The 13,428-nt window shown below is 72.7% G+C and carries 15 protein-coding genes; 4 read left to right on the forward strand and 11 right to left on the reverse strand.

Annotation, left to right across the window (positions count from 1 at the left end; all coding sequences use genetic code 11):
* Nucleotides 1-19 precede the first annotated feature (19 nt).
* The 9 genes from V7E46_RS16955 to V7E46_RS16995 form a co-directional block, all read right to left on the reverse strand.
* Nucleotides 20-529, reverse strand: a complete 510-nt coding sequence (locus tag V7E46_RS16955) for a MarR family winged helix-turn-helix transcriptional regulator (RefSeq protein WP_329174543.1) — start codon at nucleotides 527-529, stop codon at nucleotides 20-22.
* A gap of 46 nt (nucleotides 530-575) precedes the next feature.
* Nucleotides 576-1,832, reverse strand: coding sequence for a L,D-transpeptidase (locus V7E46_RS16960; protein WP_333769186.1), 1,257 nt, complete (start codon nucleotides 1,830-1,832; stop codon nucleotides 576-578).
* Between the two features lie 17 nt (nucleotides 1,833-1,849).
* Nucleotides 1,850-2,704 carry a hypothetical protein gene (locus V7E46_RS16965; protein WP_333769187.1) on the reverse strand — a complete coding sequence of 285 codons (855 nt, stop codon included), beginning with the start codon at nucleotides 2,702-2,704 and terminating at the stop codon, nucleotides 1,850-1,852.
* Nucleotides 2,697-3,263 (reverse strand): SigE family RNA polymerase sigma factor, encoded by a 567-nt coding sequence (locus tag V7E46_RS16970; RefSeq protein ID WP_329174547.1) that lies wholly within the window; start codon nucleotides 3,261-3,263, stop codon nucleotides 2,697-2,699. The genes V7E46_RS16965 and V7E46_RS16970 overlap by 8 nt, the downstream gene beginning before the upstream one ends.
* A gap of 191 nt (nucleotides 3,264-3,454) precedes the next feature.
* Complete coding sequence (locus V7E46_RS16975; protein WP_333769188.1) at nucleotides 3,455-3,937, reverse strand: MarR family winged helix-turn-helix transcriptional regulator; 483 nt, start codon at nucleotides 3,935-3,937, stop codon at nucleotides 3,455-3,457.
* 80 nt (nucleotides 3,938-4,017) lie between these two features.
* Complete coding sequence (locus V7E46_RS16980) at nucleotides 4,018-4,731, reverse strand: AIM24 family protein (protein ID WP_333769189.1); 714 nt, start codon at nucleotides 4,729-4,731, stop codon at nucleotides 4,018-4,020.
* The gene (locus V7E46_RS16985) at nucleotides 4,728-5,378 is read right to left on the reverse strand and encodes an AIM24 family protein (protein WP_329174553.1); all 651 of its coding nucleotides are present in this window, start codon (nucleotides 5,376-5,378) and stop codon (nucleotides 4,728-4,730) included. Before V7E46_RS16985 ends, V7E46_RS16980 begins: the two co-directional genes overlap by 4 nt.
* Complete coding sequence (locus tag V7E46_RS16990) at nucleotides 5,379-6,017, reverse strand: AIM24 family protein (RefSeq protein WP_329174555.1); 639 nt, start codon at nucleotides 6,015-6,017, stop codon at nucleotides 5,379-5,381.
* 3 nt (nucleotides 6,018-6,020) lie between these two features.
* Complete coding sequence (locus tag V7E46_RS16995) at nucleotides 6,021-6,839, reverse strand: DUF2127 domain-containing protein (protein ID WP_333769190.1); 819 nt, start codon at nucleotides 6,837-6,839, stop codon at nucleotides 6,021-6,023.
* A gap of 275 nt (nucleotides 6,840-7,114) precedes the next feature.
* Between V7E46_RS16995 and V7E46_RS17000 the strand changes: the two genes are divergently transcribed.
* Entirely contained in the window at nucleotides 7,115-7,459 is a 345-nt protein-coding gene (locus V7E46_RS17000; protein ID WP_333769191.1) for a DUF3817 domain-containing protein, read from the forward strand.
* Nucleotides 7,456-7,749, forward strand: a complete 294-nt coding sequence (locus V7E46_RS17005; protein ID WP_329174560.1) for an MTH1187 family thiamine-binding protein — start codon at nucleotides 7,456-7,458, stop codon at nucleotides 7,747-7,749. The genes V7E46_RS17000 and V7E46_RS17005 overlap by 4 nt, the downstream gene beginning before the upstream one ends.
* A 106-nt stretch (nucleotides 7,750-7,855) precedes the next feature.
* Here the strand turns inward: V7E46_RS17005 and V7E46_RS17010 are convergent, their stop codons facing one another.
* The gene (locus tag V7E46_RS17010) at nucleotides 7,856-8,842 is read right to left on the reverse strand and encodes an ArsR/SmtB family transcription factor (protein WP_333769194.1); all 987 of its coding nucleotides are present in this window, start codon (nucleotides 8,840-8,842) and stop codon (nucleotides 7,856-7,858) included.
* Nucleotides 8,843-8,977: 135 nt separating this feature from the next.
* On the opposite strand from V7E46_RS17010, the gene V7E46_RS17015 reads away from it, so the two are divergent.
* Nucleotides 8,978-10,246, forward strand: coding sequence for an MFS transporter (locus V7E46_RS17015; protein ID WP_333769192.1), 1,269 nt, complete (start codon nucleotides 8,978-8,980; stop codon nucleotides 10,244-10,246).
* A 33-nt stretch (nucleotides 10,247-10,279) separates the two neighbouring features.
* Here the strand turns inward: V7E46_RS17015 and V7E46_RS17020 are convergent, their stop codons facing one another.
* The gene (locus V7E46_RS17020; RefSeq protein ID WP_333769195.1) at nucleotides 10,280-11,458 is read right to left on the reverse strand and encodes a lipid II:glycine glycyltransferase FemX; all 1,179 of its coding nucleotides are present in this window, start codon (nucleotides 11,456-11,458) and stop codon (nucleotides 10,280-10,282) included.
* A 400-nt stretch (nucleotides 11,459-11,858) separates the two neighbouring features.
* Here V7E46_RS17020 and murJ point away from each other — a divergent pair, with 400 nt between their 5' ends.
* Nucleotides 11,859-13,394 carry a murein biosynthesis integral membrane protein MurJ gene (murJ, locus tag V7E46_RS17025; protein WP_443054196.1) on the forward strand — a complete coding sequence of 512 codons (1,536 nt, stop codon included), beginning with the start codon at nucleotides 11,859-11,861 and terminating at the stop codon, nucleotides 13,392-13,394.
* The last annotated feature ends 34 nt before the right edge of the window (nucleotides 13,395-13,428 follow it).

The following is a 13,428-nucleotide window of genomic DNA, read 5'->3' on the forward strand; positions in this document are numbered from 1 at the left end:
CACTGCGGGAGCTCGGGCGTCAGCCCTCCTCGAAGTCCCCCGCCGCTATCCGCAGCGGCCGCAGCAGCGCGAAGATCTCGCCGCACTCCTCCGCGTCGTAGACGCCCAGGCCGAAGTCCATCGACATCAGGTCGCGGGTGGCGGACTCGACGATCTCGCGGCCCCTGTCGTTGATCGAGGCGAGGGTGCCGCGGCCGTCGTTGGGGTTGGGGCGCTTGTCGACCAGGCCGGCCGCGACCAGCCGGTCGACGGTGTTGGTGACCGAGGTGGGGTGCACCATCAGCCGCTCGCCGATCTTGGACATCGGCAGTTCGCCGGCCTTGGAGAAGGTGAGCAGCACCAGCGCCTCGTAGCGCGCGAAGGTGAGTCCGTACGGTTTGACGACCGCGTCCACCTGGCCGAGCAGGATCTGCTGGGCGCGCATGATCGAGGTGATCGCGCCCATGGACGGTACCCCGCCCCAGCGCCGGGCCCACAGTTCGTCTGCGCGGGCGATCGGATCGAAGGGCAGGCTCAGGGGCTTTGACACAGGCCTGAGCCTACCCGCCGGTCACATACTGGGCACAGGTATCTCGTCAGGCGAGAGCGCTGAGCGCGTGCCACTGGTCCGCGCTGAGATTCCACTCGCCGTACCCGTTGCCCTTGTCGACCACCGCCCGGCTGGAGCCGGTGGCGATGACCAGGTCGCCGCGGGTGGCCCGGTCGAAGAACCACTTGGCGTCCGCGTTGCTCATCCCGATGCACCCGTGGCTGCCGTTCCGCCGGCCCATCAGCGCGTCGTTCCAGGGGGCGGCGTGCACGAAAGTGCCCGAGGAGGTGATGCGGACCGCGTTCTTGACGTCCTCGTCGTAGAAGTCGGCCGCGTCCTTGTCGGTGGCGATGCCCACCGACGCCGAGGTCATCCGGACGGCGGACTGCTTGGTCATCACGACCATCTTGCCGTTCCAGGTCGGGTAGGCGGTGCTGCCGGCCGAGATCTTGAAGTTCTTGACCGTGCGGCCGTTCTCGGTGACCCGCAGGGTGTGCGCGGCGAGGTCCGCGTACGAGATGCGGGCGGTGCCGATACGGAAGGTGTCGTGGACGTCCCGGCGCAGGAAGCGCCCGCCGCCGGTGTCGATGCCGCTGAGCTTGGCCGTCAGCGTGACCTTCGTACCGGTGGGCCAGTACGTGTCCGGCCGCCAGTCCACCCGCTGGACACCGGTGAGCGGGTCGGTCAGCCAGCCCCAACTGCCGTGCACCGCCGGGGTGGTGGTGAGGGTCAGTGCCTTCTCGACGGCCGCCTTGTCGGTGACGGGCTTGTCGAAGGCCAGCGAGACCGGCAGGCCGACGCCCACGACCGCGTTGTTGAGCGGGGTCGGGGTGACGCCGTTGACCTTGGCGGCGGCGGCCGTACGGAAGGTGCTGGTGGTCGTCGTCCGCTTGCCCGCGGGGTCGGCCGCGGTGGCGGTGACGGTGTAGGCGGCGCCCGGCGTCATCGTGCGGTCCGAGGTCCAGGTGTGCCCCGCCGGGTCGAGGGCGCCGCTGACGGCGACCGGGTCGACGTCGCCCGCCGCCTTGCCCTGCGGGATGACGGTGACGCTGCCGAGGGTGCCGCCGGTGACGGTGACCCTCACCGGGGAGCCGGGGGCGATGCCGTCCCTGCCCGTGGCCGGGGTCACGCTGACGTGGGGGCCGGCCGCGGTCTTCCCCCCTCCGGCCCTGCCGGGCGGATCGCCGCCGGACGCGCTGTCGTGGCCGCCGCACGCGGCTGCGCCGAGCACGAGGCCCAGCAGGACGGCGGGCACGGTGAGCGCCCGGGAACGGGGACGGCGGGGAATGCGTACGGGATACACGGCGGTCGGATTCCTTGTCAGCAGCTGGCGGTCGGGGGGATGTCACCGGCGGCGGTGGCTCTGCTCCTGGCGCCGGCCTTTGCGGTGCCCGCGGCGGCGCCCTTGCCCGTACCGCCGCTCACGGGCGGCGCGGTGACGGCCAGCCGGGCGAGCGACGCGGCGATGCACGCGGCGACGCCGCTGTCCTGCAACTGGCTCTCCGGGTAACCGGGCGTGGTGACGAACAGCACGGCGACATAGGGGCCTTGGCTTTCCACCCACGCGGCTACCCCGGGCTGCTCCTTCGATGTCCCCCAATACAGGTCGGCCTGCCCCGGGAGTGTCTGTTCGCCGGTGGGCTGCGGCAGCCCGATCCCGCACAACGCCTGCATCCGCTTGCGCAGCGCGCGAGACTGCCCGGTCGCGGTGGCGGCGTCGGGAAAGGCGTACAGCCGGTAGCTCGCGAGCGCCGAGGACTGCTGGACCAGATACGCCCGGGTCGCCTGCGCGCTCACCGCCGCCAGCGGAGCCGCGTCGCAGGGCGGCGGGTACTTCAGCGTCTTCTCGGGCACCACCGACCACCGCCACTTGACGGAGTACGGCAGCGCGTCGGCCGGCAGCAGTTCCGCGACGAGCCGTTCCCGCAGCGGGGACGGCTCGCGCGTGGCTGTCGCGCCGCTCGCGGGGGCCGTGGCGCCGGAGTCGCGGCGGGCCTCCAGCTGCCAGCCGCAGACGGTGAGGGCCAGCGCGGCGGCCATGCCCGCGCAGGCGGCCCTGCGCCGGGTCCTGCGGCGCTCACCGCGCCGGCGAGCGGCCTGCGGACCGGCGAGGACGACCAGAAGTTCGGCGTCGCGGGCCAGCTCCCGCAGCCGGTCGTCCAGCTCGTCAGCCATGGAGGGGCACCTCTTCCGAGTGTCGTCGCCCGGGGGCGTCCGGTTCTGGGTCTGCGGGCTCGGGTTCGTCCCTGAGCAGGGCGCCGAGGGCCTTGCGGCCCCGGCTCAGCCGGGCTCTGACGGCGGCGGGCGACACGCCGGTCTCGCGGGCGATCTCCTCGACCGGCAGGTCGAGGAGGTGGTGCATCACCACGGCCGTGCGCTGGTCGTCGCCGAGCGCGCGCAGCGCTGCGACCAGGGCGACCCGGTCCGGGGCGAGGTCCGGGGCGTCCGGGGGCGGGCCGTGCCGGAACTGGGCGCGCATCCGGTTGCGCGCCTTGCGCCAGGTGCTCACCGCGAGGCGCAGCGCGACGGTTCTCACCCAGGGGGCCGGGTCGCCGTCGGCGGTCAGCGCGGGCCAGCGCAGCCAGGCTCGCGCGTACGCCTCCTGGACCGCGTCCTCCGCCTCCGCGAGGTCGCCGGTCACGGCGAACACGACGGCGATCATTCGTTTCGCCGTCGCGGCGTAAAAGGCGTCGAAGTCGGTGGTCCGCTCCGCGGGTCCGAGATGTGCCGTCATGTACGTTGCCCTCCCGCTACTTACACGCGGGAGCCCGACCTTTTGTGACGCCGCCTACGCCACGAATTATCGTCCGCGCCACCGAGGGCCTGCCCTCTGCCGCAGAGGGGGCGTGCCAGGGGCGGCCCAGCCCGGACGGCGCGGCGGACGCCGGGAAGGTCCAGGGGGCATCCCCTGAGGCGGGCGAACCGTCAGCGGGAGCGAGCTTCGCGCAGGTGCGCGGCCACCGGTGTCAGCGCCTCGCGGTACGCGGTGAGCCCCTGCGTCGGGATGAGGTCGATGAAATGCGCCCGCACCGACGCCACATGCCGCGGAGCGACCTGCCGCATCGTGTCCCAGCCCTGCTCGGTGAGTACCGCGTACAGCCCGCGGCGGTCGGACTCGCAGTTCTCCCGCCGGACGAACCCGGCGGCCTCCATGCGGGTGATCTGGTGCGAGAGCCTGCTCTTGGACTGCAGGGTCGACTTCGCGAGGTCGCTCATCCGCATCCGCCGGTCCTCGGCCTCCGACAGGTTCACGAGGATCTCGTAGTCGTTGTTGGTCAGGCCGAAGGGCTGCAGGTCGCGCTCCAGCTGATACATGAGCAGCCGGCTGACGTCGAGGTGGATGCGCCAGGCGCGCTGCTCTTCCTCGGTGAGCCAGGAGGGGGCGCTTTCCGCGGTCTCGGTGGTCATACGGGCGATTCTACCGTCCGTTGAAAGCAGAATGACCGCCAGGGTAGCGGTGTGATCACCGTACGCAGCGAAACCGCCCGCTAGACGCCCGCCCCCGGCACCCCCGGGCCGGCCGTGCCGGGCACCCCGCCGGTGGCGGCGGCGGACATCAGCTCCTCCGTGGACTGGAGCAGTACCTGCCCCGCCCCGGTGAACTCGAACTGGTGCTCCTCGCCCGAGGTGCCGCCGATTCCGGTGAGCGCCCTGATGCCGCCGAGGACGCCGCGCATGTAGGCGTGGTCGTAGTGGTGGCAGGGGCTGGGGCAGTCCGCCCAGCCGACGAGGGCCTGCGGGTCGACCCGGATCGGCGGTTCCACGAAGTGCACGGCCCCGTTGGAGGCGGCGACGAATTTGCCGGTGCCGATGAGGGTGAGGAAGCCCGGGATGATCGACTGCTTGAGCGCGAGGCCGGGTTGGAAGGCCAGCAGATTGCCCGAGCGGATGGTGAGGTTGCCGTTGTCGAGGTCGTAGGAGTTGATGTCGTACGCCCGGTCGGCGAGCAGCATCTTGCCGCGGCCCTGGGCGACGACCCAGGCGGCGGCGTGCAGCGGCGAGTGGAAGTTCGCGGCGACGAGGTGGTCGAGCGGGCCGTGGCCGATGCCGTGGAAGTCGATCTGCCCGTAGTAGGCGATCATCTTCCCCTTCTGCAGGAACCACTGGCCGTCGAGGTCGACGCAGAAGGCGTACGCGTTGACGTTGTCGTCGGCCGGCAGGGTGTAGGGGTCGTGGACGACCGGGCCTTCACCGTAGGTCATAGCTTCTCCTCCGACGCCTGCACGTAGACCATGCCCTGGCCGCTGAGTTCGAGTTGGAAGGCCTCGCCCGAGCCGCGGCCGACCATCTCGCGCCAGCCGACGGCGGTGGCCAGCTTGTTGCGTACGTCGCCGCGGTGGGCGACGTAGGCCTGCGGGTCGACGTGGACGGGGCGGCCGGGGGTGATGGGCAGTTCGAAGACGCCGCCGTGGGCCATGACGGCGACCGAGCCCTTGCCCTGGAGGGTGGTGGTGAACAGGCCCTGCCCGGTGACCTGGCCGCGTATCACGCCCATCACACCGCCCTGCGAGCCCATGAACATCGTGCCCTGGGCGAGGGAGCCGTCGAAGGCGAGCAGCCGGTCGGCCTCGACGTAGAGGGTCTCGCCGGCCAGGTCGACGGTGTGGATGTGGTGGCCGCCGTGGCCGAACATCACCAGGCCGTCGCCCTCCACGGTCATCAGCGGGGTCGCCTCGTTGGCGACCCGGCGGCCGATCATCGACATGACACCGCCCTGCCCGCCGACGATGCTGGGGGTGAAGGAGACGGCGCCGCGGTAGGCGAGCATCGCGCCGCGCTGGCTGAACATCCGCTGGCCGGGCACGATCCGTGCCTCCACCAGCTTGGAGTTGATCCGGGTGAAGGTCATCTAGATCTGCCCTCCGACCGTGTTGCGCTCGCTGGGCTGGACGTAGACCAGGCCCTCGCCCTCGAAGTGGATCTGGAAGCTCTCGCCCGAGCCCTCGCCGATCAGGGTGCGCAGGCCGACCGAGGAGCGCAGCTGCTGGCGCAGGCTGCCGGTGTGGGCGACGTAGGCGCCGGGGTCGACGACCAGCGGGGTGCCGGCCGTCACGCGTAGCACGATGGCCGGGCCGTCGGACATGATCGCGGCCTGCCCGCTGCCCTCCACGGTGGTGGTGAACAGGCCGTTGCCCTGCGAGGCGCCGCGCAGGCCGGTGAAGGTGGTGCCGGTGCGCAGGCCGGGCTCGGTGACCAGCAGGTTGCTCGCCTCGACGTGCAGCTTGTCGCCGGTGAGGCGGACGAGGTTGATCTCGGTGGCGCGGTCGGCGAACCAGCAGGTGCCGCGGCCCTTGACCTCCATCACCTCCATCGCCTCGCCGGTGATCCGCCGGGTGACCAGGCCGCGCAGGCCCTCGCCGCCACCTGTCATCTTCTTGAACGTCATGTCACCGTCGTAGGCGACCATGGCGCCCTTCTTCGCCTTGACGGCGTCACCCGCCAGGTCGACGGCGAGCACCCGGGAGCTCTGGAGCCGGAAGGTCGCCATGGGTCAGCTGCTGCTGCCGGCCGACGTACGCGGGCGTACCGGCAGCGGCTCGGGCGGCTCGCCGCTGTCGCCGGCCGCCTCCTTGACCTCCAGCAGCGAGGCGCTGCGGCGCTCGGCCTCGAAGGCCGCGTGGCCGCCGCGCAGCCCGAACAGCCGCTTGCCGAGCAGGATGTAGAGGACGGCGAGCACGTTCAGCGCGAGGGTGCCGATCTTGAAGTAGCTGACCTTCTCGGTGAGCTCGTAGACCTCAAGGGGGAGGAAGGCGGCGGTGGCGACGACCGTCAGGTACTCGGCCCAGCGCTTGGCCCACCACAGGCCGAAGCCCTCGATGATCTCGATCAGCGCATAGCCCAGCAGGGCGGCGGCGACGATCTGCAGGGTGGACTTCTTGTAGTCGAAGGTCTTGCGGATGGTGTCGACGACCGGCGAGTGGTCCAGGTCGTAGTGGAAGTGGTCGGCGACCGGCTTGAAGGCGGTGAGGTCGTCCTCGAAGAGCTTGTGGACCGCGTCCTGGGAATTGCTGAACCTCCACACCGCCCAGGCGGCCAGCACGATCAGCAGCCCGCGCAGGATCCGCTCGATTGCGAGGAAGCGCAGGATGAACAGATCGCGCAGCGCCCGGCCGCGCGGCACCAGCGGCGCCTGGTCGGCGGGTCCCGAGCCGTGCGGCTCGCCCAGCACGAAGTCACCGCAGCGCAGGCAGCGCCACACCTCGCCGACCGCGGTGCTGGCGTGCAGCCGGCCGCGCAGCCGCAGGTCGTCGGGCGCGTAGGTGATGTGGCCCTTGCGGGCGCAGTGCCGGCGGTCCCAGTCGTAGTTCATCGTGTGTCGGTCCCCGTTGGGTGATCGGTGCCGCCTCGTACGGACCGGGGCGGCGTCGTGCGGGCGTCGTGGCTGTCGTGGCTGTCGGAGTACGTACAGGTGTCGTGCACAGGGACGCTATCGCCCGCCGGAAGGTTTCCTACCCCGGGGGCGGCGCGTCGATTCGGAGCGGTGATAATGGGACAGACCTTGTGATCGCGTTCACAAGATCTGCCGTCCCTGCGGCAGTCCCGCTGACAGCGGCGTCGCCCGTTCCGTCCGACAGTGAGGTTCCCGTGGACCTGAAGACCGCCGGCGCTCTGCGCCGGCTGCGCCTGATCTCCGCCCCCGAGGCCGTCTCCTTCCTGCTGCTGCTGGTCTGCTCGGTGCTCAAGCGCACCACGGACTTCGACGCGGTGCCGGTGATGGGCATGGTGCACGGCGTGCTGTTCGTCGGCTACGTCGTGCTGTGGGCGCTGGCCTGGAACCGCGTCCGGTGGGGCCTGGGGCGGGCGGTGCTGCTCTTCGTGCTGTCGGTGCTGCCCACCGGCGGCTTCTTCGCCGAGCGCACGCTGGCCCGCGAGTGCGAGGACGTGGTCGTCGCCGCCCGCGCCGGTGCGCAGGAGGCGGTCGGCGCATGATCGTCGCCTTCTCGATCACCCCGCTCGGCGTCGGCGAGGACGTCGGTGAATACGTCGCCGACGCGGTGCGGGTGGTCCGCGAGTCCGGGCTGCCGAACCGTACGGACGCGATGTTCACCTCCGTCGAGGGCGACTGGGACGAGGTGATGGACGTGGTGAAGCGGGCGGTCGCCGCGGTCGAGGAGCGGGCGCCGCGGGTGTCGCTGGTCCTCAAGGCGGATCTGCGGCCCGGGGTGACGGACGGGCTGGACTCCAAGGTGGCCACCGTGGAGCGTTATCTGGCCGGTTGAGGTCCGTTTCCGGACATCTTCCCGTAGCACAACGGTCAAACTTTCGTCACGTAAGAACGGCTCGGGGACTACAGCCGGACAACGCCGGTCAGCGGCGGGAGCCGGCCTACAGCGGTCCCCCGGTGGCGAGCGCGATGCCCAGCGCGGTGCGCTCGTAGAGCACCTGGTGCCCGTAGCGGCGGGACGTCAGCAGGCCCGCGTCGCGCAGCACCGCGAGGTGCGAGGACACCGACGACATCGCCATGACGTGCCGGTGGGCCAGCGCCGTGGTGGTGCTGGGGGCGTCGAGGCCGCTCAGTATCGCCGCCCGGTTGGCGCCCAGCAGCCGGACCAGGGTGGTGGACGCGGTCGGCCCGCCGGGCGCCCACAGGCCGCCGATGCCGCGCGCCGGGTAGACCACCAGCGGCTGCCAGGGCGGGTCGAAGGCGCTGCCCGCCTCGGGCCAGAAGAAGACGCTGGGCACCAGCACCAGGCCGCGCCCGCCGGGCTCGGGCAGCGGTCCCATCGCGCCCGCGGTGGTCAGCGCGCCCTCCGACCAGTGCAGTTTCGGGTGCAGCCCGGTGAAGAGCCGCTGCATGCCGCCGTCGGCGAGCCGTCTGGCGTGGTAGGCGACATCGGCCTCCAGCACCGCCCGCAGCCGCGGCCAGTGCGGGGCGAGCAGCGCCGCCCACACGTGCTCGTACAGCCCCGCCAGCTGCCGTACGGTGCCCGCCGGGTCGGCCAGCATGGCGCGGCCCCTGCGGGTGTCGGCGGCACCCGGGGTCTGGGCGAGCGCGGCGGCGATCTGCCGCCTGGCCACGTCGGGCGGGGTGGCCCTGACGATGTCCAGCTCCTCGTCGAGCCCGGCGAGCGGCGCCTCTGGCACGGGCTGGAGGAAGTCGGGGCCGTAGCCGTGCTCGGGGGCCAGCAGCCACAGCGGGGCGAGCTCCAGACCGGCCGCGGCGGCTCTCACCTGGCGCAACCACGGCAGGTGGTGGCCGTGCCGGTCGGGGCGGGACAGCGTACGCACCGCGCCCTGTGCCTCGCGCAGCGGAGAAATGGCGAAACGGCACCTCAGCAGGTCCTCAGCCGCAAATCGCATGCGAAGCGACATCATGACCCCCAAGATTCGGCTGCGCGCGAAAGACTACACGTGGGACCCCTGTGGCTCCAGGGTGATGGCATGACAACGGACAGCGAGCACCCTCCACGTGGTGTCAAACCCGCTTCGCCGGCCGGAGAAGAACACGTGAACACCCACGTGAAGACCGCGGAGAACACCGCCCACACCCCGGGCGGCGACAGCGACACCCCGATCGGATACGGTGCCGTCTTCTCCGTTCGCGAATTCCGGCCCATTTTCGCCGCTCATGTGTTGTCACTGCTCGGCGGCGTCCTCGCCGAGGTCGCGCTCGCCGTCCTGGTCTTCGCCGAGACCGGCTCCGCGGTGCTGTCCGCGCTGGTTTTCGCCCTCACCTACCTGCCCTACGCGCTCAGCGGCCTGCTGCTGTCCGGTATCGCCGACCGCTATCCGGCCCGCCGGGTCCTGGTGACCTGCGACCTGCTGTCCTGCGCCTGCGTCGCAGCGATGGCGGTACCCGGGGCGCCGGTGCTGCTGCTGTTCGCGCTGCGGGTCGCCGTCTCGCTGATCGCCCCGCTGTTCACCGGCACCCGGGCGGCCAGCCTGGCCGACATCCTGGAGGGCGAGCGCTACGTGCTCGGCCGGTCGCTGGTGCGGATCGTGGCCCAGGGCTCGCAGATCGCCGGCTTCGGGCTCGGCGGCCTGGTCCTGGTGTGGCTGTCCCCGCGCTCCGCGCTGCTGCTGACCGCGTGTACGTTCGCCGGCTCCGCGCTGCTGCTGCGGATCGGCACCGCGGACCGCCCGGCCCGGGCCACCGGCAGCGGGCGGCTGATGCGCGAGTCCATCGCCTCCGCCGGGCGGCTGATGGCCGACCCGCGGATCAGGGCGCTGCTGCTGATGTGGTGGGTGCCGCCGATGTTCTTCATCGTCGCGGAGGGCCTGGCGGCGCCTTTCGCCAAGGCCGCCGGAATCGGCACGGTCGGCTTCGGCCTCTTCCTCGCGGCGATGCCCGCGGGCACCGCGGTGAGCGAGGTGCTGGCCGGCACCTTGCTGTCGCCGGCGGCCCGCGACCGTATCGTGCTGCCGCTCGCGGCGATCTCGCTGCTGCCGCTGGTCTTCTTCGCCGTCGACCCGTCGCTGCCGCTGGCCCTGGTGCTGCTGGTGCTCACCGGGCTGAGCGCGGCCTACGCGCTGGGCATGGACAAGTGGTTCGTCACCGATGTGCCCGACCAGATGCGCGGACAGGCCATGTCGCTGCTGGGCGCCGGGCTGATGACACTCCAGGGCCTCGGCATCACGGTCGGCGGCGCCCTGGCCGAATGGGCGCCGCCCTACGCGGTCATCGCGGGCGCGGGGGCCTGCGGCACGCTGAGCGTGCTGCTGGTGCTGCGGTCGGTGCGGCGCACCCGGGGGATGCCCGCGGTGCGACCCGTCTGACGGCGTACCGGGCTGCGAGCGGGGCGAAAGGATTCAGCGGCGGGTGAGATACGCGTGCATCGCCCGGTGCAGCGCCTTGTTCACCGCGCCCTGGAGCGGCAGCTCCCACTCCCCCACCGTCTCCACCGCCTCACCGCCGGTGCCCAGCTTCCAGCGCAGCAGCCCGTACGCGCGGGACGCCGGGTCGAGGTCGTCGGGCACCCCGCGCATGTCGTAGACCGCCGCGCCCGCCAGCAGCGCGTCGCACAGCATCCGCCATTGCAGCGCGTTGCTCGGCCGCACCTCGCGCCGGTGGTCGGCGGACGCGCCGGTCTGGTACCAGACGCGGTTGCCGTCCGGGGCGGTCAACAGGGTGTGGGCGGCGAGCAGTTCGCCCTGGTGGCGGGCGGTGTAGAGGTGCATGCGGCCGGGCTGCTCGGCGTTCAGCTCGGCATATTGCCGCTGGTAGTAGTCCAGTCCGCGGCCGAGGTCGAAGCCGTCGCGGCGTTCGGTGATCCGCAGCAGCGCGTGGAAGGCGGGCAGGGCGTGCGGTCCCTCCACGCCGGTCCGCACGCCGGACTTGGCGGCCTTCTTCACATTGCGCCGCCACTCCTGGTTCAGGCCGGTCCACAGGTCGTCGAGGCCGCGCCCGGCCAGCGGCACCTCGAACACCAGGCGGGGCTGCGCGTCCCCGCCCTGCCCGTCCTCGCCGCACCGGCGCCAGCCGGACTCGCGCAGCCGGTCGGCGACGGCGGCGCCCAGCGGCCCGACCAGGTCGGGCAGGATGTCGCCGACCCTGCGGCCCGGCCCGGCCGCGTCCTTGAGGGTCCGCGCCGACCAGCGTCGGTAGGCCAGCGGCGGCCCCATCCGTACGACGAAGGCGCCGGTGCCGCGCAGGTGGTCGAGCAGCGGGTCGAGCCAGCGCTCCAGCTGCGGGTCCGCCCAGTCCACCCCGGGGCCCTCGGGCAGGTACGCGAAGAAGCGGCGTACTCCCGGCGGCCGGCGGTAGAGCACCAGCGCGGAGCCGACCAGCCGCTGGCCGCCGTCGAACCAGCCCAGGCTCTCGGCCCGCCAGCCGGTCTTGACCCGGGCCCAGGCCGGAGTCTGCAGGAAGCTCGCGGTGTGGGCGCCGGGGCGCCGCAGGAAGGCCGCGTGGACGTCGGCGGGAATCGGGCGCAGCCGCAGCGCGGTGCGCTCGCCCACCGCGGACCGCGGGCGGTGGTCGGTGGTCATCGTCAAGGCGTCGTCCTCCGCTTAGGCGGCGGCCCCGGGCGGCCCGCTCACCACTGACACGCCTGTGCGGGACGGGAGGTGACAGGGATTTTCCCGACACCCCGGGGCCCTGGAGCGGCCCGCCGCGCATGGGCCAGACTGACGCCGTACACGGGGTGGGGGGCGGCCTGGGGCGCGGGGAACTGCGCGAGCGGCCGCGACGTCACCGCTGGCGGAGCACGGCCGCGGGCGGCGCCCACCCGGGTGTACGGGAAACGCGCGCCACGACGGCGCCACGGACACGAACCGGCCCGGACACCAACGGCGCCCGCGAGAACTGAGGTACGGGTTGACGACGACCGCGACCCCCCGTGGCCGCCGCGCCCATGCGAAGCCGTCGCTGCGCCGCAGCGGCACCGTCATGATGGCCGGCTCGCTCGCCTCGCGGGCCACCGGCTTCCTGCGGCTCGCGGTGATCACCGCCGCGGTCGGCACGGCGGCGTCAGGCGACGCCTTCGGAGTCGCCAACACCGTGCCGAACATCATCTACGCGCTGATGATCGGCGGCGCCCTCCAGTCCGTCTTCGTACCGGAGCTGGTCCGCGCCGCCAAGGAGCACCCCGACGCCGGGCAGGCGTACACGGACCGGCTGCTGACACTGTGCGCGGTCGGCCTCGTGCTGATCACCGCGCTCGCGGTGCTGGCGGCGCCGCTGCTGGTGTCCGCCTACGCACCGGACTTCAGCGGCGGGCAGCGCGATCTGACGGTGACGCTGGCCCGTTACTGCCTGCCGCAGATCCTCTGCTACGGCGTCTTCACGCTGCTCGGCCAGGTGCTCGGCGCCCGGGACCGGTTCGGCGCGATGATGTGGACGCCGGTGCTCAACAACGTGGTCGTCATCGCCGTGTTCTCCCTCTACCTCGGCCTGGCGCACGGCGGTATCGGCCACCGTGACGCGATGGTGCTGGGCCTGGGCAGCACCGCGGGCATCGCCGTGCAGGCGCTGGGCCTGCTGCCGTCGCTGCGGGCGGCCGGCTTCCGCTGGCACCCGCGGTTCGACTGGCGCGGCGCCGGGCTGACCCAGCCGCTGCGGGCCGCGGTCTGGACGCTGCTGCTGGTGCTGGTCAACCAGGCCGCCTACTGGGTCGTCACCCGGCTGTCCACCTCCGCGGGCCAGCACGCGCTGGCCGCCGGGCACCACGCGGGCGTCGGCTATGCCGCGTACAGCAACGCGTACAGCCTGTGGGTCGTCCCGCAGGGCATCGTCACCGTGTCGCTGGTGACCGCGCTGCTGCCGCGGATGAGCCGGGCCGCGGCCGACGGCGACCACGCGGCGATCGGCGCCGACCTGACCCGCGGGCTCAACACCTCCGGCACCGCCGTCGTGCCCGCGGTGCTGGCCTTCCTCACCCTGGCCCCGCAGATCACCGGCGTGGTCTTCCAGCACGGCGCCACGACCGACGCGGACGCCGCCGCCATCGGCTGGATGCTCAGCGCCTTCGCCCTCGGCCTGCCCGCCTTCGCGGGCCAGTATCTGCTGGCCCGCGGCTTCTACGCGCTCGGCGACACCCGTACGCCGTTCCTCCTCAACGTGCTGATCGCCGCCGTCAACGCCTCGCTGGCCGCGGCCTCGTACGCGCTGCTGCCGGCCCGGTGGGCGGTCACCGGCATGGCGGCCGGCTACGCGGTGGCCTGCACGGCCGGACTGCTCGCGACCTCCGCGCTGCTGCGCCGCCGGCTGGCGTGGCGCCCCCGGGTGCTGTCCCACCACCTGCGACTGCTCGCCGCCTTCCTCCCGGGCGCCGCCCTGTCCCTGTACGCCGCGCACTACTGCACCACCCGCTTCGGCACGGCCCTCCCCGGCGACCTGACCGGCCTCCTCCTGGGCACCACCGCCCTCCTCCTCCCGGCCCTGGCCCTGTCCCGCCCCCTGGGCCTGCGCATCGGGCGCGGGTGAACCGGCGGGCCCGCGGCTAGGCCCAGCGCACCTC

Origin of the sequence: Streptomyces sp. IBSBF 2435 (assembly GCF_036815005.1) — a bacterium.
Classification (GTDB): domain Bacteria; phylum Actinomycetota; class Actinomycetes; order Streptomycetales; family Streptomycetaceae; genus Actinacidiphila.

Excerpts from the sequence above, each read along its gene's own strand:
- V7E46_RS17010 (WP_333769194.1), bottom strand. The coding sequence starts at position 8,842 with ATGTCGCTTCGCATGCGATTTGCGGCTGAGGACCTGCTGAGGTGCCGT.
- V7E46_RS16985 (WP_329174553.1), bottom strand. The coding sequence starts at position 5,378 with ATGACCTTCACCCGGATCAACTCCAAGCTGGTGGAGGCACGGATCGTG.
- V7E46_RS16965 (WP_333769187.1), bottom strand. The coding sequence starts at position 2,704 with ATGGCTGACGAGCTGGACGACCGGCTGCGGGAGCTGGCCCGCGACGCC.
- V7E46_RS16970 (WP_329174547.1), bottom strand. The coding sequence starts at position 3,263 with ATGACGGCACATCTCGGACCCGCGGAGCGGACCACCGACTTCGACGCC.
- V7E46_RS16990 (WP_329174555.1), bottom strand. The coding sequence starts at position 6,017 with ATGGCGACCTTCCGGCTCCAGAGCTCCCGGGTGCTCGCCGTCGACCTG.
- murJ (WP_443054196.1), top strand. The coding sequence starts at position 11,859 with ATGATGGCCGGCTCGCTCGCCTCGCGGGCCACCGGCTTCCTGCGGCTC.
- V7E46_RS16980 (WP_333769189.1), bottom strand. The coding sequence starts at position 4,731 with ATGACCTACGGTGAAGGCCCGGTCGTCCACGACCCCTACACCCTGCCG.
- V7E46_RS16975 (WP_333769188.1), bottom strand. The coding sequence starts at position 3,937 with ATGACCACCGAGACCGCGGAAAGCGCCCCCTCCTGGCTCACCGAGGAA.
- V7E46_RS17020 (WP_333769195.1), bottom strand. The coding sequence starts at position 11,458 with ATGACCACCGACCACCGCCCGCGGTCCGCGGTGGGCGAGCGCACCGCG.
- V7E46_RS16995 (WP_333769190.1), bottom strand. The coding sequence starts at position 6,839 with ATGAACTACGACTGGGACCGCCGGCACTGCGCCCGCAAGGGCCACATC.
- V7E46_RS17005 (WP_329174560.1), top strand. The coding sequence starts at position 7,456 with ATGATCGTCGCCTTCTCGATCACCCCGCTCGGCGTCGGCGAGGACGTC.